We start from the raw sequence: 23,770 nt of genomic DNA, 5'->3' as shown, positions 1-23,770 counted from the left end.
CTGTTTCTCAGCACTGAGGGATATTTTGAATAATGGGACAAATTGTATCTTCATACTGGTCACCGATATTCTTCCAGCCTGAAAGTAATCCCTTTATTTCAGATCGCAAAGTTAACAACTGATCGATTTGGCGATCAATTTGCAAAAGCTTGTCCTGGAGCTTTTCTTTGATTTCACCACAGGGAGCTTGCCCTTGGTCATAGACCTGAAGAATATTTCCAATCTCCTCTAAGCTCAAACCAAGATTTTGTGCCCTTTTAATGAAGGCTAGACGAGTCAGCACATCCAATGAAAACTGGCGGAAGCCTCCCTCTGTTCGTCTTGATGATTTGATTAAACCTAAACTCTCGTAATAGCGAATTGTCCTGATAGGGATTCCGCTTATATCTGTTACCTGACCAATTAAAAGCAGTTTTATCTCCTGAGTTAACACGGCAGATTTTCCCAAATATTGTAATTATTATTACATATTTATACTAATTTATTAATTCAGATGAGAGTTTAGCCAAATCTTGGTGTCAGTAGTTGAAATTTTTATTTAATTAGAGATATTACTAAGTTTTGATTTTTCAGATATCTATTATGAATAGATATTGGCTGATACCATCTAATAATTAATTAGTATAGCTTTAACATTTTTAATCTAATTTACTCAATATTTTACTCCTCGAATTTTATCTATTTGTTGAGTGACTATTTCTCATGGTACTGAAAGTAACTGTTTTTTTTTAGTTCGCATGTTACTTCTAGATCAACTGCTTCACCTCAAGTGAAACCATAAAAATGAATCTCAACTCGCAGACTTCTAGCTCAACCCGTAAACCTAAAACTTTCAATAATCCAGAACGTTTTATTGAAGGATGGTATTGGGTAATACCCTCTCGAAATCTGCGGGTGGGTGAAGTAAAACCTGTCACGATTTTGGGCAGAGAACTAGTGATTTACCGTGGTAAGGACAGAAGAGTAACTACCTTTGATGCCTACTGTCCCCACATGGGCGCTCATCTTGCTGAAGGCAAAGTTGAGGGTAATGCACTCCGTTGTTTCTTCCATCACTGGAAGTTTGATGCTGAAGGGATGTGTATTGATATCCCATGTTTAGATATGCCGCCTTCCCTAAAGTTACAAAGTTGGCCCACTGCTGAAAAGTACGGCATGATTTGGGTTTGGACTGGAGAAATACCACAACAACCCCTACCTTTTATTCCCGAATTAGAACAAAAAGAGTGTGATATCGCTATCCATTCTCACTTTGTGATGAACTGTCACCCCAATGTGGTGATGATTAATGCGATTGATACTCAACATATCAATACAGTCCACAAACTGCCAATAGAAATTATTTTTGAAAGACAGGAACTGAACGAAAATGCAATTATCTTCAGTAACACTACAAACATTAAAGAGAATTCATCTTTCATTAAACTCATCCGTCTTTTCTACAAAAATGCCATAACTTACAGTATTTGCTATTGGTACGGTAGCATTGGCATTGTGACACTTGGCCCGGATTTCTTCCATGTCCACACAATGTTTGCAGTTCGCCTGCACGAGGGTGGAAAAGCTGAAGGTCAAATCCTACTGATTACTAAGAAACGTAAAGGATTTTTTGGTTGGTTATCCAATCGAGTTGTATTATGGCTGACTAAGATTGCAGGTAAATTCTTTCTCATTGGTGACATCAAGATTGTCCAAACAATTAAGTTTGATTTGAAAACTCCAATCAAAGCAGATCAGTCAATCATACAGTTTATTAACCATGTTGAAAGGCAGCAATCTCTAATGTGGGGGACTTGGCAAGAAGCGCGATCGCGCGATGTAGAGAGCAAGCCTAAGCGTGAGAGATGGCAAGATACAGCGAGTAATGACTAATATCATGCCTACATCAAATGTTGAAGCTTACAAAGCCATAGCTTGACAGAATAATTATTTTATGGTCAATTAAACGGACATGGTATGACAGCTAATAAAAGTTAAAAGTTCAACAAATTACTTTTAACTTTTAATTTATTTTTTACTGGGTTCCTAAATTAATAAAAAGAAGTGGCAAAGCCACTTCCTAATTCCCAGGTAGAACCTAAGTTATGAGTATAACGATTACAAAAATTTGAAATAGTATAAACAAACACTAATTAGCTGAATATCTGTATTTTCCTTGTTTTCTGGGTGAGAAAATCGTCATTTCGATGCGCTAAATAACTGTATATTTACATAAGTCTACCGTAGCAGCCTCAATAGCTACAGCTTTCTTCATCTGCTTAAACTTCTGGCTGCGGATGTCAAATTCTGCTTGAAGTGCGTCTAGTTTTTGTTGCGATCGCGATCAACCAGTATATTTACTATAGCCCTTGCATCTTTGAGCGTGACAGGTAAATCTGCATCTACGCTAATGAGTAAGGCATAACTGTTAGCAAAGCTTTGGTTCGTCATCCGGTGGGTGAAGAATGCGATCGCCTTTTATACTCTATAACTTGTGGAGAAGTGCGAGCGCATACCCTTTGAGCGATCTGATCTATTTTAATCAACGAGGGATACGTTTTAAAGCAGAGTCAGCATTCTGACGAACACCTGAATCTGAATCTTTCAGTGCTTCAGTCAGCACAGGGACAGCAGTCTTTGCTTGTGAACCTAAACTTCCTAAAGCTGAGGCAGCGGTTCGGCGAACATCTACACTAGGGTTTTTCAGGGCAGTTATGAGATTATCAACTGTTGCCCTATGCCAGAGAATTACGTCATTTCCGCTAGCACTGGCTAGTGTTTGAGCATCAGGGCTAAATACTACGGAAGTCACTGGATTTTGCAAATTTAGGGTTTGCAGTTCTTTACCATCAAAGCTCCAGATTTTAATAGTATTATCATTACCGCTTGAGGCGATAGTTTTACCATCCGGGCTAAAATTAGCACTGGTGACTATATTGGTATGCCCAGTGAGGGTTTTGATTTCTTTGCCTGTGCTGGTATCCCACAGTTTCACCGTCTTGTCACCACTGGCAGAAGCTAGCATCTTGCCATCGGGACTGAACCTGATGCCATAAACCGCGTTTGTATGCCCAGTAAGGGTTTTGATTTCTTTGCCAGTGCTGGTATCCCACAGTTTCACCGTCTTGTCACCACTGGCAGAAGCTAGCATCTTGCCATCGGGACTGAACCTGATGCCATAAACCGCGTTTGTATGCCCAGTAAGGGTTTTGATTTCTTTGCCAGTGCTGGTATCCCACAGTCTCACCGTCTTGTCACTACTGGCAGAAGCTAGCATCTTGCCATCGGGACTGAAGCTGATGTCATAAACCGTGTCTGTATGCCCAGTAAGGGTTTTGATTTCTTTGCCAGTGCTGGTATCCCACAGTTTCACCGTCTTGTCAGCACTGGCAGAAGCTAGCATCTTGCCATCGGGACTGAAGCTGATGTCATAAACCGTGTCTGTATGCCCAGTAAGGGTTTTGATTTCTTTGCCAGTGGTGGTATTCCACAGTTTCACCGTCTTGTCAGCACTGGCAGAAGCTAGAATCTTGCCATCTGGGCTGAAGCTGACGCTGTAGACATAACTGCTATGCCCTTTGAGGATAATACCTTGTATCCATACAATATTTTCTTTTGTAACTTTTTGCTCCTGATTCAACAAACTATTCCATACTTGCTGAAACTCTATTGGATTAAGCTTTTGCCAAATAAAGATTCCTGTTCCCACAACAGCCACTGCTAAACTAACCCCAATCAACCAACGATGCCTTTTTGTTTTAAAAGAAACTTTAGGTATAGGTTTGGCTTTAAATTGGTCTGGGATCAACAATTTGACTCCAGTAACCTTAATTTCGTCTTTGGAATCCATAACTTGACTGAGGAGATTTTTTGCCTCACTTACATTACCTCTGGCAAAGCTTTTCATCCCACTAACGTATACTAGCAGAGGTTCATAGCCTACCAAGGGGTCTGCAAGTGTTTGTACTAGCGAAGTAAGGCGTATCCATTCTGACCCATCTTCAATATTCAAGCTTGCCAAGTTAGAAGCAATTTCACGGGCTGCTTCATGAGGTTGAGCATAAGCTAAAGCTGTCCACTTTTGAGCTTGGGCAAAGTCACGAGTGTCAGGATTAGAGCTATTAAGCTGTTCCCGCATATAAGCAACAAGAAAGTTGGAGAGTTCTAAAATTCTTTGCTGACCAAAGCGCGGATTATTCTTCAGTCGGTTCAAAAGTTCATTGCGGATTGCCCAATCTATCTCGTAGAGTTCGTAACCAACTTCATTAGAAAGTTTAGACAGCAGCAGGTCTGCGACAGCAATCCAGGGAATATTCAGTAGATTACTGTTAACATCTTGCTGGAAATTAGCCCACAAGCGATATAGCAAATCAGGAGTTAATGCTAATGGGAAAGCAGCATGGCAAGCTAAATAAAAATGTGGTTCGCCAAAGCGTTTACTAAATGACTCAATGCGCCGTTTTGCAATTTTACATTTAGCTTCATTTGAGGATGCTGTGCGAGTCATTTTACACCTTCTAAAGGTTCTGCAAACTGTTGATGACGACCTCGCAGAGCATTAATGGCACTATCTAAACCCTCGCGGGTTGCCTCAAACATAGGAACTGAGCCGGCAATTTCTCCAGCAGTTGTACCCAACCAACGCTTTTTTGGTATAGGATTTAACCATGCAACATAACGAACGTGTTGTTTTAACTGTTTGAGAAATGCCTCTGTGAACTCTATCCTCTCTGAATTCAGACCACCACGGGCAGCGCCAGCATCACTGAATATGAGTGCTACTACTCTATTTTGACGCAGGCGAGCGAAAACATTCTCAATTGGCTCTGCTTTTTGATGCAGTGGATCGTGGTAGAGATACCCAACTGGACAATTATGAAAATAGTAGATGCCAGCTGCACCTAATTGTCCACCCCGCGAGGCAGTGTGACCCAAACGAACTGACAGAGAATGAAAAGGAACCATTGATCCGTCTTGGTCGATCAGCAACAGCAGTTCTGTCCGATTTACCCTGGCTGGTGACAATACAGGCTCCAGCATCATTCCGTAACATCCAATCTGCTTAACTGTTGCTTCGATATCCAATTCTGTAGCAATTCCCTCTTTAGTCAAAAGGCGCAGATGTCGCCACATCTGCTTCATTTGCCTTTGAGTTACGGGCAAATAGTCCGTAGAGAAGAGAAAGCGATCGCCCAATACCTCCGCTCCACTAGTCACCTGATGTATCGCTTGGGCAACTTGTACTTCATCTCCAATATTAGGAAGCGATTCTGAAGCTAAAGTAGCAGTAGGTATGGGTTTAGATGGTTCTGTCTGTAAGTGATTATTTTGAACGCGACGCTTCATCAACAACCTTAGCAACCACAAACACCCTGAAGTTACTGCCAAAATTAGCAAGAAAATCAACCAAGCTGACCAATTTATTTGACTTTTCTTTTGAGTAATTTGTGCAGTTGGGGTCGGCGCAACTGGTTGCTGCACTGGTAAGGGTGAGTAAGTAGGCACTGCCACTGATGTTGGCAAAGATACCGTAGGGGAAGGTACACTCACTTGATTTTTTGGGCGTGTAACCCATAGCGCTAACCCTACACCTAAAACCAACACTCCTATTAAAGTTGCAAACCTAACAAGTTGAATAGCTTGACTTTGGTTTACATCTGAAGCTTGAGTTGGAGGAACAGTCTCACTACCAATTAACTGTTCAAAGTGATAATCAAATATATGTTTTTCTTCAACTGATTTAACCCAAAGTATTCGACACAATCGAGCTAAAGCGGCTCTATCTGGAAGACCATAACCAGCTTGCAAAGCCTGCAACATAGACTGGTAATCATCCACACCCAGAGGTAATCCTGCCTGCCGCAGTCGAGTAAACAATTCTAGTAGGGGTAAATCATCCATTATTTTTCAACTTTAGATAACGGATGTGATCTTCCCAACTCTTTAACAACACACCAGGGTAAGGCAACTTACCATTGAGTTTTGCCAAAGCCTCATCTTCTGGGTAGCGACGCAAAGCCTTGAACCAGTCAATCAACTCACTAGTGCTGATTTTCTTGCTTGCTCCACCTTGGTTTTTTTTCATTTCTTCCCGCAGTTCCCAAAAACGCTCTACAGCTTGGTTTATCAAAACCTCTGATGCTTTCGGAAACAAAGCATTCATAATATGGATAAGTCTTTCACGGCTAGGAAATTCCACATAATGGAATAAGCATCGACGTAAGAAAGCATCTGGCAAATCTTTTTCATCATTACTAGTAATTAAAACAATGGGTGCTGCCTTGGCTTCAATTTCCTGCCCAGTTTCCTCAACAATAAATCGTTTTTGATCTAGTTCCAGCAGCAAGTCGTTGGGAAAGTCAATGTCAGCTTTATCAATTTCATCAATCAGCACCACTGTAGGTTGCTTGCTCTGAAATGCCCGTCCCAAAGGCCCCCAACGGACATAAGTAGTCGGGTTATCAAGTCGCTGAATCTGTTCTGCTGTCAGGCGATCAGAAGCAGCTAGTTGGGCATCTCGCAACCGTCCTACAGCATCGTAAGTATACAAGCCATCCCGCGCTCGACTGGTGGATTTGACATACCAGGCTTCTAAATTTAAACCCAGTTCGTAAGTGACAGCACTTGCCAGTAAAGTCTTCCCACACCCTGGTTCGCCTTTTAGCAGTAACGGTCGTTCTAAGTAAATCGCCAAGTTTACCGCTTCTACCAGTTCAGAATTAGGCAGATAGGGAGATAATAGCTGTCCGTTCGCCCCCCTTTCTCCTAAGTGGGGCTGCACTTTACCTGTATATTCCAAGAATTGTCTACTTAGAACTTCAACCATTTTTCCTCTTCGTCATACCAATTACAGCCAGACAGTTGACAAATTTCGCCCAAAGTTGGTTCTGGAATGCCATTATCACTGTTTTTCAATATTGTTTGTACTGTTTCATCTAACCGATCTATCAGTTGAGTGGGCAATTCGTCCTCTGAAAACTCTAGCCAGTTAGTCAGTTCATCGTTAGAAAATTGATTAATTTCAGGTAGTTTTACAAGGTGATCTGGCTTCCAATTAGGATCGAGCCGTTCTACAAAAGGAATATTCCAACTACCTACGCAGCCATCATAATCTACTAGGAACATTAATAATTTGAATTGACTCGCTTGCGGGCTAGCCGTTTTAACTTTAGTAGCTAATAGTAACCAGAAATCTCGGATCAGATCGTGTAAAAGAGTTTCTGAAAGACAATCGACATCGTATAAAATTAACAGGACATTTTGAGTTAGCCACCATTGATAAACTCGTTCAGCAATTTCAGGAATTGAGCTTTGCCTACCCAGACCAACTCTTCCACTAAGTTCACGCCACAAAGCAGCACTGTCGCTTCTGCGAGCAATGCGACTAAGTTCAATTCGCACAACTTTTCCCGTCATAATATTGGGGACATTTTGCCGCACTAACCGATTTAACAACCAGCGTTGACCATAGTAAAGTGAACCGTGGATTAGAAAGGCTGCTACTGAATTAGTCTCAATAAATCTCCGAAATGCTCGCGTCTGCTCTCGATAGCCCAATTTCAGCAAAGCACGATACACTCTTTCACTAGATAAAGTTTGTTCGAGATCATCAAGTTGCTGATCCAATTCCCTTAGTTCAGCTTCAGTTTGTTCAATTTGTTTTTCTAATTGGAAGCGAATGAGAGTATCTGCTGCGATCGCATAGTCGTGACGCAACCTTTTTAACTTCTGGGCTAGCAGTTCAGACTGTTCTTTTAATCCATCGATTTCATATTGTAGATGCTGCTCGGAAGACATGCAGGTACTTTTTGAGTTAATAATCTTTACTCAATACGATTAGCCAGATTATCGATCTAGCAATCTGGTTTACTGTATTTGGTTTCAATAGCTGAAACATCATTGCGACACGAGATGTCACTTATGTAATTTATTATGTCAGTAATTTACAAGTTCCAGACTTAGTATAAGAATGTCGTCTCCATAGTCCCTCTACGTCCTAGCAAGCAAACTGATGTTTAGCATACCACTACTGACTCGGATTCAGTACAACAATAATTTCTGCTAGCCTGATTCCCAAAGGTTTCCAGTGGCGATTGCTGGAGGAAAAAGTACTATCCCCAGAAACAGCTTGGTAGTCATTGGCAAACTTTTCGTAAGCATTGGGAGCAGCGTCTACTCGTAAAATCAGTTTGCCTTGATAACGGGATAATTTACTACTATCCAACAAAATCGTACCGCCGTAATCCCACGCCAATCCATAAAGTTTAAAATTACCTAATTTCTTGCGTAACTCGCTCAATGGGGTTCCAACACCGATACCTTCGCGGGTTTTCCAAGCTGAACCCAGGTTACGCACATCTAGAGGTTTAGTACGAGTATTATCACTCCAAACTACTAAGAGCGATCGCTCCTGATTTAGGTTTACCTGAGTAGCAGCAAAACTCCCTATTCCTTCAGCACCGGAAATGGTTTTATCAACGAGATGGGATGCACCAAACAGCTTAACTAAATCTTGCTTGGTGGTTGTGCGTGTTATTGGCCCCACTCGTTCGCCAGGAACAATCAAGGTGTTTGTTAATAATTGCGATTTAGCAACAGTAATTGGATGATTGATTTTCTGGGGTAGTGCAAAGGCTGGATTTGCTGAATAGTTTAGTAATAAAGCTAAAGTAGCTTTAGCAATGCCTTTGATTGATGAATTCATAGGTTCTATTCTTGGGTAGTAAAATATGAGTCAAACGTACTCATAGTTTAACTACTACAATTTACCAACTACAGATTCCTGATTTTCCAAAAATTTTATTTCATCGCTCTAGTTGCATTTAAAATTGCCAGCAATGCTACTCCAACATCAGCAAAGACAGCTTCCCACATTGTCGCTATACCTAAAATACCCAATCCAATAAACACAGCTTTAATTGCTAAAGCAAAGCCAATATTTTGCCAAACAATTTTGCGAGTTCTTCTGGCGATTTGTATTGCTTCTGCTACCTTTGACGGCGCATCTGTCATGATGACAATATCAGCAGTTTCGATGGCTGCATCTGAACCTAAGCCACCCATTGCCATCCCAACATCAGCTCTAGCAATCACTGGCGCATCATTAATACCATCCCCAACAAAGGCAACTTTACCATGCTTGCCGGCGGTGCTGAGTAATTTCTCAATGGCATTAACTTTTTCTTCTGGTAATAAGTCTGCTTCGTAAGTATCTATGCCTAGCTGTTCAGCAATTCGGGAAGCGATCGCTTGATTATCTCCAGTCAACATTACTGTTCTTTCTACACCCATTCGCTTGAGTGCTTGAATAGCGTGTCTCGCATCTTCTTTCAGTTCATCAGCAATGACAATATACCCAACGTAAATATTATCCACTGCTAAATTAACAACTGTTCCCTCTAGCTGGCAATTATCATGAGCAATATTCTCTCTGTGGAGTAGGCGATCGCTTCCCGCTATCACTACCCTATTTTCAACCTTGGCTCTAATTCCATAGCCTGCAATCTCTTCATAATCTCTCACCTCAAATTCATCAATCTTTCCCCCATAAGCCTTAAGGATAGATTGAGCGATAGGATGATTTGAGTGCGATTCTACTTTGGCTGCTAATTGCAGCAATTCTCTTTCATTGTAGCCATTTAATGCTACTATTTTTACTACTTTAAATACGCCTTTAGTTAACGTTCCAGTTTTATCAAATACAACTGTATTGACTGAATTTAGAGTATCTAAAAAAGTAGAACCTTTAACCAAAATACCCCGTCTAGCTGCACCTCCCACTCCTCCAAAGTAACCTAACGGAATACTGATAACGAGTCCACAGGGACAGGAAATAACTAGCAAAATTAAGGCACGATAAATCCATTCTGAAGAACTCGCACCAGAAATGAATAAAGGAGGTAATATTGCAACTGCTAGAGATATAAAAACTACTATTGGCGTATAATATCGGGCAAATTTAGTAATGAATTTTTCTGTCTCTGCTTTTTTGCTTTTGGCATTTTGCACCAAGTCTAAAATCTTGGCAATAGCAGAGTCATCAAATAGTTTAGTGACTCTAATGCTGAGAACACCCATTTTATTTATCATCCCAGCCAAAACTATTTCACCCAGCCTCACTGTTCGCGGTACAGATTCTCCAGTTAATGCAGATGTATCAACTTGCGAATTTCCATCTATAATCTCACCATCCAAGGGAATCTTTTCCCCCGGTTTGACGACGATAATATCTCCAATATTTACTGTTTCTGGGCGGACTTTTTTTAGTTCCCCCTCTATTTGGATATTTGCATAGTCTGGGCGGACTTCCAATAAGGCTTTGATGGAACTACGGGAACGACTAACAGCAAGATCCTGGAACAATTCGCCAATTTTATAAAATAGCATGACTCCAACAGCTTCGGGCAATTTATGAATTGCGATCGCCCCTAGTGTCGCTACTGTCATTAAAAAAGTTTCATCAAATAATCTACCTTTAAGTATATTGCGTCCAGCCGTTTTTAAAACACTCCATCCACTCAATAAATAGGCAGGAATGAAAAGCAGATATTCACCTATTGAGTAGAATGTATTGTGTAATTGATTTTCAAAAATTACACCAGGCACATATAAACTTAAAATTGCTACCAAAGGCAATACCTCATTTTTTAGATTGAATTCTCCACCATGATCGTGATTGTGGTCATGGTTATGATTCTCATCATGAGTGTGATTATGATCATGGTTATGATTCTCATCATGAGTGTGTTCACCGTTGCAACAACTTGAAGATTCTGAATGTAGTTTTTGCTTCATGTTTTTATTGAGGCTAGTAAATTACTTGGTATATGAGCCTTTTTCCAAATGTAATAAAAAAAAGAGATTTTTACAAGTTGAACATTTAAGAATGAGAATCTATATCAGATTTGTTACTAAATACTTATGCTATTTTTTAGTTCAGATTAAGATTTACAATTCTGTAAAGATAGCTATATTAGTTATCAATTCTTTAGAAGAATCTAAGATATAATTTTTGTTCGTGGTGAGCAATTCATAGCTTTGTATAAGATTTTAAAGGTCTTGATCCATAAACTTCAAGCCTGTTTGACTGCTTAATTCTGGTATGACAACTACTTTGCTATCAAACTTGGTAGATATGGAACTTTCTTAGATGACAAGTGTCAAGCTAGCTATTCTTAGGGGAAACCCACTTGAAGTTTGAAAGTGAATCGAATACCCTAAGCTAGTAGACAATTTTCTCAAAAAAATCTATGAACAAAAAAATTCTTCTGAATTTGCTTTCCACTTCCTCAATCTTTGTGTCCATGATGTCTACGCTGGTGGCATTTCATCCTGCCCATGCTAGTGGTGGTAGTATTACACAGCGATTGATGCACACAGAAGATGGTCGTACTTGTATCACTAACCCACATGGTGGAAAAGATTTTGTGTGCATTCGAGATTCAGAGAGAAAGAAACCGTACACCTCATCTGCACGTTCCTCAACTATTGTCACATCAGTATCAGATCAGAATGTTGCTATGTTGAACTTTACTGAAGAGGAAAGTGATGCGGCAATCAGGGTATTTGGATGCGACTGTCCATTATGTATAAATTCTTTGCGTCAGTTGCAGGGTACTGGAAACTTGGTGTACTAAGGTTGAATAGCGCTTATAGCGACTACAACTTCTGTTAAACACATGTGATTAATTACGTATAGAAGATATACGAAACCAAAAAAGCATTTTTAACTACGTACCACTACTATTAAATTTAAATTCATTCTTGGGACAGTTCTTAGGGGCAATTCATGAATTGCCCCTGAAATGTAAATGTCTAGTTTTGCGTAGTCCTGAAAGAAAAAGACGCACAGAACTCTGTAGCTAAGAGTGTCCTGATTTATTCCACCACCTCATTCACAGGGAATCTATCAATCAACTGCATCGCTCGATAAGCATTACGCAAGAAAGAGTCTGGCAGATGGGGAACGTGGGGTATTTGTGATAATAAATCCAACGTCCGGCGGAGAATTCTTACCACATCGCCTTCATCCAAGGTGGTGTTTTCGCAGAGTTCTGTCCACTCCATTCCGAGCGCCCATTGTTCTACTATGGCAATTAACTCAAACTCCAACCATATAGGTAGCGCTACGTTATACCGCCGTTGTAGTTGGAACATTTGGCGACGAATTCCCCGCAATTTCGCTAAGGCTTCTGCTACTTCATTACTAAGCTCAAAGTTAACCTTGCTATCTGGACGGGGTGTTTCCATCACTAAACCGGCGGCGGCGGCGGCTAAATGGTGGGGATCTAAGTTGTCCAATTCACCACTAGCGAATACCAAACCCAACCACAATTCATTCTCACCCCGAATGGCGGCAGCAATTCGCCCTAATTGTGTGGGCACTAAGTTATCTAAAGCGCCAAAGTGTTGCAGAATTAAGATTAAATTGAGAAATTCTTCCCAATGACGTTGTGACTGTTGCTCTACTTGCCCTTGCAACTGTTCGAGTTCGGCTTCTAGTTCGACATATTTGGCGCGACGCTTGAAAAGCGTGGCAGCATTGCCTGATTGATGTAAGGGATGAGCTTCTAATTGCTCTTGGACGGCGGCAGTACGACTGATTTGTTCTGCTACTTCTGGTGCCAGATGCAAAGATTCTACCGGATTGGGAATACGTACAGCGATCGCAAAGCTTTCTTCGTTACCACGGCGTGACTGTCCGGGTTTCAAGGGCATCTCTGGCGGTGGTAGTAAATCCGGTGACACTTCAATGCGTGGTAATTCGGCATATAAATCGACTACATCCCCTGTGGTTGCAACATACCAGCGATTATCATGCCCCAAGCATACCAAGTAGGGAGCTTGACCAGAACCAGGCGATTTTCCCACTAACACTGCGGTTACGGGTGAAGACACTGTGATGTTTTTGCCTTTGAGACTCAACAGAGTTCCTGACACTGCAAAGTCTAACATCATCCCTAATTCTTCTTTTCTATCTTCCTGTGCTTGCTCTTGCAGGGTTTTTAATATTTGGCGTTCTACTTTCAAACGTTGCCGCAATTTTTCATAAATAGCCAGTTCATTTTCATCAACGGCGGCGATTTGCTCATGTAGTTGAGCTAATTGTTTTTCCAGTTCGGCAATCTCATCGTATTCTGGTCTTAAATGCAATGTCGCCATGTACTGCCCAAAACTGCGCTCTATCAGTTCCCTGGTTTGCTCTAGGGTGTGGGTTTGCAGCAAGTTGAGTACCATGCCATAACTGGGCGTAAACTGGCTTACCAAGGGGTCTGGCTTGGATGTCCCCAAATATGCCGCTTCTTTGGCTCCTTCAAAGGGAGTTTGGACTGTCACCACATGACCTTGTTTATCCATCCCCCGACGGCCTGCCCGTCCCGCCATTTGCAGGAATTCCGAAGCATTTAACAGGCGGTGTCCAGTGTCAGTCCGCTTGGAAAGGGTAGAAATTACCGTTGTCCGAGCGGGCATATTAATTCCCGCAGCCAGTGTTTCCGTGGCGAATACTACTTTAATCAGCCCTTGCTGAAATAGTTCTTCTACCAGTGCTTTCCAAGCAGGCAAAATTCCGGCGTGGTGGGCAGCAATTCCTCGGTATAGGGGTGCAATTTGTCCAGAACGCCCAGCTTCGGGATTGCGGGCTAAAAAGTCATCAATCTGTTGCCGTAAAATCTGGGATTCTTCATTATTTACCAGCCATAAATCACCCACTTCCGCCACCGCTTTATCACATCCCCGGCGACTGAAGATAAAGTAAATTGCTGGTAGCATATCTCGTTGCTCTAACTGGCTCAAAGTATAAATTATGCCAGGAGCTTCCGGTCTACCACTTCTTCCCCTGTCCCTTTCTCCCCCTCTCCCCTTCTTCTTCTGAAGAAGGCGGGGGTTAATTTTGGTTTTGCTATCATTCAACAGAGGAAATAACCCTTTGGGATTGCAAAAGTGAAATTCTAAGGGAACTGGGCGAAAATCGGAGTAAATCAGGTCTGTTGGGCCGTGAACGCGATTTAACCAATCGGTGAGTTGATCGCTGTTGGCAACCGTTGCTGAGAGGGCTGCTAGTTGCACTTCCCGGGGACAATAGATGATGGATTCTTCCCAAACTGTACCGCGCTGGCGATCATTCATGTAGTGGCACTCATCAAGTATCACTGCTTCCACGTCTACTAATGAGATGCCGACTTGCCCGATGGGCGTGCCATAGAGCATATTTCGGAAAATTTCTGTGGTCATCACCAAAATCGGTGCATCCCTGTGAATGGAGGCATCTCCAGTTAACAGCCCGACTTGATCAAACCCGAATTTTTCTCGAAAGTCACGTAATTTTTGATTCGACAGCGCCTTTAGGGGAGTAGTATAAAATACACGTTTTCCTCGCGACAGGGCGCGATAAATGGCGTATTCCCCAACTAATGTTTTGCCCGAACCTGTGGGCGCACACACGACTACGGAGCGTCCAGCGTTTAGGGACGCGATCGCTTCTTTTTGAAACTGATCCAGATCAAAGGGAAATATAGACCCTAAGTCAAGTTCTGGAGACGGCGCAGGATAATTCACTCAATCACATTTGCAACCAGATTGTTTACTATACTAACGAGTCTTTTGTCAACTTCGTTAGGGGGAAGTGGGAATTGGGGATTGGGCATAAGAAAGACTTATTCAAATTCTCACTCAAGTTACCTTGTCCCCCTGCTCCCTAGCTTCTTCCCATTCCCCATTCCCCATTCCCCATTCCCCATTCCCCATTCCCCATTTTTTATTTTCCCAGTTCTTGCGATCGCTCTGTGGCAGCTTTCACTGCTTCAATTAAAGCTGAACGAAATCCTGCCTGTTCTAGCTTGGCAATTCCCGCAATGGTTGTACCACCGGGACTGGTAACGCGATCTTTAAGTTCTGCTGGGTGCATTTTGGTTTCATACAACAGTTTCGCTGTTCCCAGTACGGTTTGCAATGCTAATTGATTGGCAATTGCTCTAGGTAAACCTACGGATACTCCGCCATCAGCAAGTGATTCTACTAGCAGCGCCACGTAAGCGGGGCCGCTACCAGATAGCCCTGTAACTGCATCCATCAGCCCTTCTGAGACTTCCACAACTTCGCCCACAGCAGAAAAAACTTGTTGTGCTATTTGGTGATGCTTGGTATTGGTATATGCACCTAAACAAATGGCGGTAATTCCTGCTCCCACAGTGGCTGGGGTGTTGGGCATTGCTCTGATAACTGGCAATTGCACAAATGCAGCTTCTAGCTGACTTAAGGGCACACCCGCCAATATGGAAATTATTAGGGGTGATTGTTCTCTATTAATAATATCAATATCTGCTAATTCTTGAGCGATCGCGCTGAACACCTGCGGTTTCACTGCCAAAAATACAACTTCTTTAGCTTGGGTGAAAACCTCACTATTATCTGTCGTCACAGCAACACCGTATTGCTGTTGCAAAAAATCTAGGCGTGAAGGTAGCGGTTCGCTAACTATGACTTCTGATGATTGATAAATTCCACGCGCGATAAGGCGGGATAAGAGCGCTTCTCCCATTACCCCACCACCAATTAAACCAAATTTTATAGTCATTGATCGTTAGTCATTTGTCATTAGTCCTCTGTCGTTTGTCATTTGTCACTACGATCAAAACCCGAGATAAATGACAAAGGACAAAGGACTAACAACTAATTTAACTCTATTGTGCCATCCGGTTAGTTTCGTTGCCCCAGGTTTGATTTGGAGAACCTGTAGGCCGAGAAGGACGTGCTGGCGGTTGTGGTACTTCATGAAGAACGCCACCTTGGGTGCTAACTTGGACACAGCTTGGTGTAAACAAGAAGATGCTCTCACCGATGCGCTCTTGATGTCCATCTAGTGCGTAAGTACCACCTGCAACAAAATCTACTGCTCGTTGAGCTTGGTCTGGGTCCATGATTGTCAGATTTAATACCACTGACTTCCGTTCTCGCAACGCTTGAATTGCCTGGGGCATTTCTTCAAAGGTGCGTGGTTCGAGGACTAAAACTTCCGAAATTCCGTTAATTGCTCCTGGCATACCAATCACATTCCCCATTGGCTTTGAACCTGCTGCGATATCATCTCCCATTGTAGGCACTGGTTCCCGCCAGCGTCGATTCTGAGCGGTTGCGCTCTCTTGTGGGGCTGGGGGTTGGGGATTTTCTTGCTGATACAGATTTTGGTAATTATTATCTGTTTCTGGTTCTTCTTCGTAATATTCGTATTCCACTTGCTCATTTAGACCTACAAAGTCTCTGAGTTTAGAAAAGATGTTGTTCATTGTCTGTGTACTCTCCTGGTGCGAATAGCCTATATTGACTTGGCTTAGGATTTATTGAGATAGAAGCGATGCCTACGGCCGCAAACTACGCTACATCGGTGGATACTTCAGCAAGTATATTGCTATTTGTAGCCCATACTACGGGTTTTGGCGATGAACCGACACTTATTGGAAAGGTCTGTGCATCGCCTAAACATAATAATGAGTCAAGATTATATCCTAAGGTTTGTCCGAAGGAAAGTTCTTTATACCCCATTTTCCCTTGGCGATTGCTCTTGTCAATACTATATCCTTTGTTTCTAATTGCACCAGTCCCTTACAAAATTCTTGTCATCAAATCCTGATCTCTATTAATACTGACCTGGAAACCTGACGTTCAAGGGCTAAGAGCGATCGCCAAACAATATTGTTACTAATCACACCCTCATTGCTCCTGTTTGTACTTGATACTCAACCGGAAGAGGGATGTGTAATATGCTTAAGAGCGATCGCCAAACAATATTGTTCCTAATCGTACCATCGTTGCGCCTGCTTGCACTGCTAGCTCGTAGTCGCCTGACATACCCATAGATAGTTGCTGCATTTTAATGTGCGACCAGTTTTGCTCCTGGATTTTCTTTGCTAGCTCACGATTGAGATTAAACACATTCAAAATTTCCGGATCGCTTAATCCTGAAGGTGGAATTGTCATCAAACCTTGAATTTGTAAATTTTTGTATTGATCGAGTATGGGTAAATCAGCCAAAAGTTCTGACACACTCCAACCAGACTTGTTGGGATCGGGGAGAATTTTGACTTGCAGGCAAACCTTGGGACTCACTCCTAGCTGTTGGGCTAATTGATCTAAGCGCTGTGCCAGCTTCAAATTGTCCACGGAGTGAATCCAAGAAAATTGTTCGATGGCTTTTTTGGCTTTATTGCTTTGCAAATGTCCAATAAAGTGCCAGGTAATATCCGGTAAGTCTTGCAACTCGGCTTGTTTGCTGGCGGCTTCTTGGATGCGACTCTCTGCAAAATCACGAATCCCTGCGGAGTATGCAGATCGAATGGCCTGGGCAGAAACTTGTTTGCTAACAGCAATCAATTTGACTGAAGTTGGTAGGGAGGAACGAATGGAAACAATACGTTCGGAAATCGAACTGTTCATTGGAAGGTGCGTTGGAAAACACTTTGAAGTTGATCGTACTCCTGAGAATGTCCACTGCGCCGCAGAGTACGTAAGCGATTTTCCAACATCATTCTAGCCTCAGTTCGTCCTATTGGCTGGAATTTGACACCTTTAACGTCATTTGCGACCAAAAAAAACAGGCGCTGGGCATAAAGTGTGGTGAACAAATCCTGGGTCTCATCAACCATACAGATTTTGTAGAGTAAACCCCAAGTTGGATGGTTTATGTAAGTTTCTGCGTTTTCTGGATTCATTTAAGAGTCAAGGTGTAGTCAAGGTGGGAGTATATATATCTTTTCGCAGTGAATTACAAACATTCAGACGATAATACCAACATTCGTCAGAATATTTGCTTAAAATGCAAAACTGCGGTTACGAAGACCTTGATCTAGTTTCTAATTGGCAGATGAAGCTAGTGGTAGTGAAGCGAAATGGTACAACAGAAGCCGCAAAGCGTGGATTCAGAGAGTAGAGGCTGGTTGAGAAACATCACCATCTGCTTTGGTGACTTCAATTTACCAATCTGTCGGAACAAGGTACAAGATAGTCCTGATCCTCTGGTTAAAAGTTCGACGTAGCAAGGGAAAACACCCTTTGAAGCTCCCAACGGCAACAGCGAACTTTTCAACTTCTTTCCATACTGCCACAACTATTGCTAAATGGCACAAAATAGCTAACTTAAGTGGGGATTGGGAATTGGGGAATGGGGAATGGGGAATGGGGACTAGAAAAAAACTATTCCCAATTCAGCATTGTCAATTGTGCCTGGGCTTTGTGCAGAGATTCATACCATTCTTTTGCGACACTTCTCGCAGCCACTTGCACACTGGGCGGCTAGCCAAAAACTTGTTGCACGCAATCTAAAACAGGAAAACAATCTGATTCAAACTAAAAAGCTACGTAAAATGGTATGGGATCAATTTTTTGGTGGGATAACTGTTCAATTTCCCATACCACATTGTAGTCTAGACAACCGAATCAAGCGCATGTGAAGGGGAGATGGGAAAGCGCGAAAAGAAAATACTACCTTTTACCATTTTCTCGGTACAAAATTAGACCTGAGTTCCTATAGCTAGCCGTATTCCCCAGAATACAATTAAAGTTGCAATAGCAAGCCAGTCACGCCCTTTGAATCGTAAGTCGTGCCACTGCACTCGATGCTCGTTGGGACTGGTAAAACCCCGCACCATCATTGCATTCGCCATTTGATCGGCTCGTAAAAGCAGATTTTCTAACAATCTCTCTGCGACTGTCATCCAAACTTTGAAGCCTCCTTTCAATCCCAGCTTTTTCCAGTTAATTGCCCTTGTCATCACAGAGCGAAATAAGTTTTGCACTTCTTCTAAAACTAGAGGAATAAAGCGCAAGGACAAGGTTAAAGTTAAAGCAATTTCTGTGACAGGCAACTTGAAGCGTCGTAGGGGTTGCATTAAGCTTTCTATGCCAGATGTGATTTCTTCTGGTGCGGTTGTTAGCAGATAGAGGTTGGTGCTGTAAATTACGGTAAATATAATTGTACTCAGCCGTACTGCCAAATCCAAGGAGCGGCGAGTTACTTTGATTGGGCCTTTCTGCAATAGCACATAGTTGTATTTTTTGTTATTACTTGCTTGCTCTGGAACAATATTCTTGGAGAATGCTTGCTGGGTTAATATTTGTTCATTAGCTGGCAGGCGTGGCTGATAATCTACACCCATTCCATCAGGACTGATGGCTCCGATCGCTAAGACAAAAAACGATAGCATTAATAGCCAGCCCATTTGTTGCTGCCATACTCGCCGGGGAATCCTAGCAATCAAGGTGGCAATAATCAACAGTACTACCAGCAGCACCCGCCAAAAGTTGTTAGCCAAAACATAGCTTGTTAAAAAGCTCATCAACCAGGCGAACTTGACTCGCGGATCGATTTTATGCAGCCAAGTTTGGGGTTGTTCTAAATAAAGTCCAAGTGGCAGCGATCGCAATAAATCCATTTTAGAGTTAAGAGTTAAAAGTAAGGAGTTAGGAGTAAGGAGTTATGAGTTTTGACTTAAACTCATAACTTTCTACCTTCTGCCGCTATCAAACTCTAGTCGATAGGGTTCTATAGTTAGCAAGCAATTTTGACTTTAACTCATAACTCTTGTACAGACGCGATTCATCGCGTCTCCTAACTTAATTTGACGCGAGTTGCTCTATTAACATTACCAATTTCGGCATCACGGACTTTTTTACTGCGCCACAGTAAAATAATTGGCGTGCCTTTAAATCCTAGCTGTTGACGGAATTGACGTTCAATGTACCGCCGATAGTTGTCATTGAAGCGTTTGGAATCATTGACAAATAGTGCGATCGTTGGTGGCTGGCTACTTACTTGTGTACCATAATAAATCTTGCCCTGACGACCACCACGGGATGCTGGCGGTGAATGCCAGCTAACGGCATCTGTCAAGACTTCGTTAATAACTGATGTGCTGACACGCCGTTTGTGTGATTCAGCCGCCGTTTTTACCAACTCTAGAATTTTTTCTACCCGTTGCCCTGACAAAGCACTCACAAAAATTGTTTCTGCCCATTCGGTAAAATGTAACCGTGATTGTAGAGTTTTTTCGTAGTCGTAGATTGTGTAAGAGTCTTTTTCGACAGCATCCCACTTATTAACGACGATGATGCAAGCTCGACCTTCTTCGATAATCCGCCCAGCTAATTTTTGGTCTTGCTCTGTGACTCCATCTACAGCATCTAGTACTAATAAAACCACGTCAGCGCGACGAATCGCTTTGAAAGCACGGTTAATACTAAAGAATTCTGTACCGTATTCTATGTGTTTCTTTTTGCGAATGCCGGCGGTGTCAATTAAGCGGTAGGTTTGTCCGTCTCGTTCAATGACGGTATCAATAGCATCGCGGGTTGTGCCGGAAATTGGGCTGACAATTGCCCTTTCTTCGCCGACAAAAGAATTGAGTAAGCTTGATTTGCCCACATTTGGGCGACCCACAATTGCTACTTTGATTTCATTAGTTTCTGGGATGTCTTCAACAGCAGGTATGTGATTAACTAACTCGTCGAGTAACTCTCCTGTGCCACTACCATGAATCGCGGAGATGGGGTATGGTTCACCCAAACCCAATTCCCAAAACTCGGCAGCTTGCATTAAGCCTTGGTCAGGAGATTCACATTTATTTACAGTTAGTAGCACAGGTACGCGTTGTTGACGCATCCATTCGGCGATTTCTTGGTCTGCCGATGTGGGGCCTGTTTGGCCATCTACGACAAAAACTGCGGCACAGGCTTCTGCCAGGGCTGTCATTGCCTGCTGGCGAATCAGTGGTAGAAATTCGGTATCATCATTAAAGACTAATCCACCAGTGTCTACGACTAAAAATTCGCGACCATTCCAGAAAGCTGGCATGTAAGTGCGATCGCGTGTCACTCCCGGTTCATCATGGACAATCGCCGTTTGTTCCCCGGCGAGTCGATTAACCAGGGTGGATTTGCCCACATTTGGGCGTCCGATAATTGCAACAATTGGCAGTGCCATAAAACCAGGGTAAGTGAGAGACGTAGTATATCATGTACTTACATTTTACTCACTTTAAGTTTTAATTTAATTTTCCCATAATCTGAAGTGATGGGAGAGGTTTGTCGAATTCAAGTTAGTTGAAAAAATAAAAAAGGTAGGAAATCCTACCTCTTACCCAAAAAAAGCATTTTGTAACCAAATACCAAATTCAATATCACACAAGCTTTTGACAAATCTATTGCAAAACTATGACGAGGATATGACGTTTAATTTGCAATTGACTTCGCTATTACTCCCAGTTGCAATCCAGGCGGATAGCTACCTTCTTCTTTTATCCGCTTGATTTCTGCGTCTGTGAGCCGTAAATTTAACTTTTGGGCCAATGTTCGCACAATATCTCCCCGGTCAATTACACCGGCTACAGCACCAGCAGGAGAAAGTACGGTAATTCGAGGTAACTGCTCATTTTCCAGCTTGTTAATTACCTCAGCTATGGTTGTTGCTTCAGTAACAGTGGGTATTTCTGTTAGGGGATGCACAATGCTGTGTAAGGTTTGGGTTTCCCATTCACTCCTTTGGGTTAAACGAAAATCGTCAATGGAAACCAAACCCCGGTAACGTCCATCAGAAGCAGCAAAATAAACCTGTGAAGGAGCGGTTTCCAACAAGTATAAATCGGCAAAGGAGCGCAGTGTCTGGTCAGCATCGATAACCCGAAAGTCACGAGTCATGGCATCAGCCGCCACCACTTTAAGTAGGCTTTCCTGCAACGTAGTCATGTTGTCATAGGTGTTAGCGTTGCGGACAGCAAACCAACCTAACAGTGCAATCCACAAACCAAGTGCTAATTCCCTTGTCAAGAAATCTACAACAAATCCTAAAGCGATCGCACCATAACCCAAAATTTGCCCAGCCCTTGCAGCCCAGTGTACGGCTTGAAAACGATTACCTGTTATTTGCCATAGTGCTGCTTTTAACACCTGCCCTCCATCTAGAGGTAAACCAGGAATCATGTTAAATAGTGCTACCACCAAGTTAATTCTCGCCAAATCTCCAACCATGACACTGAGTGGACTAGTATCAGGGATGACAATAACTCCCAGACTGAGCAGGAAAAATAGGATGATACTCACCAATGGCCCAGCGATCGCTACTTGAAAGGCTTTGAAAGGAGTTTTAGATTCTTCTTCAATAGCAGCAATCCCGCCAAACAGAAACAGAGTAATTGAATTAACTTTAATACCTTGCGATCGGGCTACCAAGCTGTGACCCAACTCATGTAGCAACACCGAACCAAATAGCAGTAGTGCCATAACTATTCCAGCACTCCAAGCTATAGCAGTCCCCCATTCCTGGTAAGCTACCCCAAAGTTAAGGGTTGCCAACCCTAAAATCACAAACCATAATGGGTCTAAAAACAGGGGAATTCCAAATAAAGACCCAATTTTCCAATTTGTTTGCATTACATTGTCCTAAAACTAGATATCGCCAGTAGTTCCTATACTGCAATATTTGCGTATATACTTATACGTGTATTTCTGAGCATCAATTCGGTAGTGCCGAGTTCCGAAATGCTCTTATTTCTAGAATAGACAATTAATGCCTGTGAGCAAAACTCTGAAATTGGGAATTGGGAAGTGGAAATTGTTTATTTCCTCTTTTACTATTTTACTGCCCTTCTTGAGCGTGGGAAATGGAAAAAACCAAATTAACTAATTTTGTGTTTATCGCGGCGTTATAGGTAACGCCGCGATAAATACAAAGTTATAGACGACCGATGTTAGTCAGTCCTAAAACGATACCAATGCCAACAATATGACCAAAAGCCATCGCACCAACAAATGTTGGAATACTAATCGGCAGGATGGGGAACTTGGGGCCAACTAAGGGTTTTTCGATCCTAGTACTTAGTAAAACCATTACTAAGCTGCTGATGCTGATGATGATGCCTACTGTAGGATTCCACGCAGGTGTGGCGGGAACAGTTGCAGCTGCTGCTAGTAAAATAGAGGAAATCAAGCTTTTGTCTCCTAAACAGAAAGTTAATCGTAGACCTCAAGATTATAAAATTACAAGGCCCAAAAGTTTTTGAGATAGTTTAGACTTTTCAAATGATTATTCTAAATATTTTGTTATATTTTCATGCGCGTTAAAATTTGCGGCATTACTCAACCACAGCAATCTATAGCGATCGCTTCTTTAGGCGCAACAGCACTAGGATTTATTTGTGTACCAAACTCACCTCGCTACGTGACTACATCCCAAATTCGGGCCGCCGTGGCAGAACTCCCGGCAAATATTGACACAATTGGAGTTTTTGCCAACGCTAGTATTCTTGAAATCAGCCAGATAGTTGTTGATTCTGGGTTGACGGGAGTTCAGTTACACGGGGATGAGTTACCAGATTTTTGCTACCAATTACGTCAAGCTTTACCAAATGTCGAAATTATTAAAGCACTTAGAATTCGCAGTCTTGAGCATCTGGGCACGGCAGATGATTACACAAAATATGTAGATACTTTACTACTGGATGCCTATCATCCCGAACAACTTGGTGGTACAGGCAAAACCTTAGATTGGAAAATATTAGAGCAATTTAACCCCAATTGCCCTTGGTTTTTAGCTGGGGGATTAACAGCAGATAATATTGTGGAAGCTTTAAGTCAGGTTAGTCCTAGTGGCGTTGATTTATCTAGTGGTGTGGAACGCGCACCTGGAGATAAGGATTTAGATAAAGTAAGCAAGTTGTTTGAGAAATTGGGGAGATGAGGGAGTAGGGAGTAAGGAGCAGGGGACAAGGGGACAAGGGGACAAGGGGACAAGAGGTGAGAACTTGAA

General features: G+C 42.3%; 21 protein-coding genes. 4 read left to right on the top strand and 17 right to left on the bottom strand.

The genetic code is table 11. From position 1 onward, the window contains the following. Positions 1-7 precede the first annotated feature (7 nt). Positions 8-433: a heavy metal-responsive transcriptional regulator gene (locus tag H6G86_RS22450; protein ID WP_190936163.1), complete on the bottom strand. Its 426-nt coding sequence runs from the start codon at positions 431-433 to the stop codon at positions 8-10. 350 nt (positions 434-783) lie between these two features. Here H6G86_RS22450 and H6G86_RS22445 point away from each other — a divergent pair, with 350 nt between their 5' ends. Beyond that, complete coding sequence (locus H6G86_RS22445; RefSeq protein WP_190936162.1) at positions 784-1,872, top strand: aromatic ring-hydroxylating dioxygenase subunit alpha; 1,089 nt, start codon at positions 784-786, stop codon at positions 1,870-1,872. A gap of 429 nt (positions 1,873-2,301) precedes the next feature. On the opposite strand, the gene H6G86_RS39630 is transcribed toward H6G86_RS22445, so the two are convergent. The 7 genes from H6G86_RS39630 to H6G86_RS22415 all read right to left on the bottom strand — a co-directional run bounded on the left by H6G86_RS39630 (position 2,302) and on the right by H6G86_RS22415 (position 10,773). After that, a complete protein-coding gene (locus H6G86_RS39630) occupies positions 2,302-2,430 on the bottom strand; it encodes a hypothetical protein (RefSeq protein WP_277883655.1) in 129 nt (42 codons plus the stop codon). A gap of 91 nt (positions 2,431-2,521) precedes the next feature. Next, the gene (locus H6G86_RS22440; RefSeq protein ID WP_190936161.1) at positions 2,522-4,486 is read right to left on the bottom strand and encodes a WD40 domain-containing protein; all 1,965 of its coding nucleotides are present in this window, start codon (positions 4,484-4,486) and stop codon (positions 2,522-2,524) included. Next, the gene (locus tag H6G86_RS22435; protein ID WP_190936160.1) at positions 4,483-5,880 is read right to left on the bottom strand and encodes a hypothetical protein; all 1,398 of its coding nucleotides are present in this window, start codon (positions 5,878-5,880) and stop codon (positions 4,483-4,485) included. The genes H6G86_RS22440 and H6G86_RS22435 overlap by 4 nt, the downstream gene beginning before the upstream one ends. Continuing rightward, positions 5,873-6,805, bottom strand: a complete 933-nt coding sequence (locus H6G86_RS22430; RefSeq protein ID WP_190936159.1) for an AAA family ATPase — start codon at positions 6,803-6,805, stop codon at positions 5,873-5,875. The genes H6G86_RS22435 and H6G86_RS22430 overlap by 8 nt, the downstream gene beginning before the upstream one ends. Further along, positions 6,790-7,776, bottom strand: coding sequence for a hypothetical protein (locus H6G86_RS22425; RefSeq protein ID WP_190936158.1), 987 nt, complete (start codon positions 7,774-7,776; stop codon positions 6,790-6,792). The genes H6G86_RS22430 and H6G86_RS22425 overlap by 16 nt, the downstream gene beginning before the upstream one ends. 229 nt (positions 7,777-8,005) lie before the next feature. Then, positions 8,006-8,683 (bottom strand): hypothetical protein, encoded by a 678-nt coding sequence (locus H6G86_RS22420; RefSeq protein WP_190936157.1) that lies wholly within the window; start codon positions 8,681-8,683, stop codon positions 8,006-8,008. Between the two features lie 95 nt (positions 8,684-8,778). Next, positions 8,779-10,773, bottom strand: a complete 1,995-nt coding sequence (locus H6G86_RS22415) for a heavy metal translocating P-type ATPase (protein WP_190936156.1) — start codon at positions 10,771-10,773, stop codon at positions 8,779-8,781. Positions 10,774-11,228: 455 nt separating this feature from the next. Here H6G86_RS22415 and H6G86_RS22410 point away from each other — a divergent pair, with 455 nt between their 5' ends. Beyond that, positions 11,229-11,615, top strand: a complete 387-nt coding sequence (locus H6G86_RS22410) for a hypothetical protein (RefSeq protein ID WP_190936155.1) — start codon at positions 11,229-11,231, stop codon at positions 11,613-11,615. Between the two features lie 241 nt (positions 11,616-11,856). Here the strand turns inward: H6G86_RS22410 and H6G86_RS22405 are convergent, their stop codons facing one another. The 3 genes from H6G86_RS22405 to H6G86_RS22395 form a co-directional block, all read right to left on the bottom strand. After that, a complete protein-coding gene (locus H6G86_RS22405) occupies positions 11,857-14,535 on the bottom strand; it encodes a DEAD/DEAH box helicase (protein WP_190936154.1) in 2,679 nt (892 codons plus the stop codon). Positions 14,536-14,734: 199 nt separating this feature from the next. After that, complete coding sequence (gene proC, locus H6G86_RS22400; RefSeq protein WP_190936153.1) at positions 14,735-15,553, bottom strand: pyrroline-5-carboxylate reductase; 819 nt, start codon at positions 15,551-15,553, stop codon at positions 14,735-14,737. 106 nt (positions 15,554-15,659) lie between these two features. Further along, complete coding sequence (locus tag H6G86_RS22395) at positions 15,660-16,262, bottom strand: cell division protein SepF (protein WP_012408387.1); 603 nt, start codon at positions 16,260-16,262, stop codon at positions 15,660-15,662. A 68-nt stretch (positions 16,263-16,330) separates the two neighbouring features. Between H6G86_RS22395 and H6G86_RS22390 the strand changes: the two genes are divergently transcribed. Next, positions 16,331-16,606 carry a hypothetical protein gene (locus tag H6G86_RS22390; protein WP_190936152.1) on the top strand — a complete coding sequence of 92 codons (276 nt, stop codon included), beginning with the start codon at positions 16,331-16,333 and terminating at the stop codon, positions 16,604-16,606. 134 nt (positions 16,607-16,740) lie between these two features. On the opposite strand, the gene H6G86_RS22385 is transcribed toward H6G86_RS22390, so the two are convergent. From H6G86_RS22385 to psaK, 6 genes are all read right to left on the bottom strand, one after another. Next, positions 16,741-17,409: a YggS family pyridoxal phosphate-dependent enzyme gene (locus H6G86_RS22385; protein ID WP_190936151.1), complete on the bottom strand. Its 669-nt coding sequence runs from the start codon at positions 17,407-17,409 to the stop codon at positions 16,741-16,743. Continuing rightward, positions 17,406-17,684: a transcriptional coactivator PipX gene (gene pipX, locus H6G86_RS22380; RefSeq protein ID WP_012408389.1), complete on the bottom strand. Its 279-nt coding sequence runs from the start codon at positions 17,682-17,684 to the stop codon at positions 17,406-17,408. Before pipX ends, H6G86_RS22385 begins: the two co-directional genes overlap by 4 nt. Before the next feature lie 798 nt (positions 17,685-18,482). Continuing rightward, entirely contained in the window at positions 18,483-19,403 is a 921-nt protein-coding gene (locus H6G86_RS22375) for an energy-coupling factor transporter transmembrane component T family protein (protein ID WP_190936150.1), read from the bottom strand. A 176-nt stretch (positions 19,404-19,579) separates the two neighbouring features. Then, positions 19,580-20,950, bottom strand: a complete 1,371-nt coding sequence (gene der / locus H6G86_RS22370) for a ribosome biogenesis GTPase Der (RefSeq protein ID WP_190936149.1) — start codon at positions 20,948-20,950, stop codon at positions 19,580-19,582. A gap of 248 nt (positions 20,951-21,198) precedes the next feature. Further along, positions 21,199-22,395, bottom strand: a complete 1,197-nt coding sequence (locus H6G86_RS22365) for a site-2 protease family protein (protein WP_190936148.1) — start codon at positions 22,393-22,395, stop codon at positions 21,199-21,201. Between the two features lie 301 nt (positions 22,396-22,696). Further along, complete coding sequence (psaK, locus tag H6G86_RS22360; protein WP_179071331.1) at positions 22,697-22,951, bottom strand: photosystem I reaction center subunit PsaK; 255 nt, start codon at positions 22,949-22,951, stop codon at positions 22,697-22,699. Between the two features lie 123 nt (positions 22,952-23,074). Here psaK and H6G86_RS22355 point away from each other — a divergent pair, with 123 nt between their 5' ends. Next, positions 23,075-23,701 carry a phosphoribosylanthranilate isomerase gene (locus H6G86_RS22355; RefSeq protein ID WP_190936147.1) on the top strand — a complete coding sequence of 209 codons (627 nt, stop codon included), beginning with the start codon at positions 23,075-23,077 and terminating at the stop codon, positions 23,699-23,701. Positions 23,702-23,770: the final 69 nt, after the last annotated feature.

It is taken from the genome of Nostoc sp. FACHB-133 (assembly GCF_014698055.1).
GTDB lineage: Bacteria > Cyanobacteriota > Cyanobacteriia > Cyanobacteriales > Nostocaceae > Nostoc.
The sequence above is the reverse complement of the archived record's forward strand: the minus strand, read 5'-3'. Positions and strand labels throughout refer to the sequence as shown.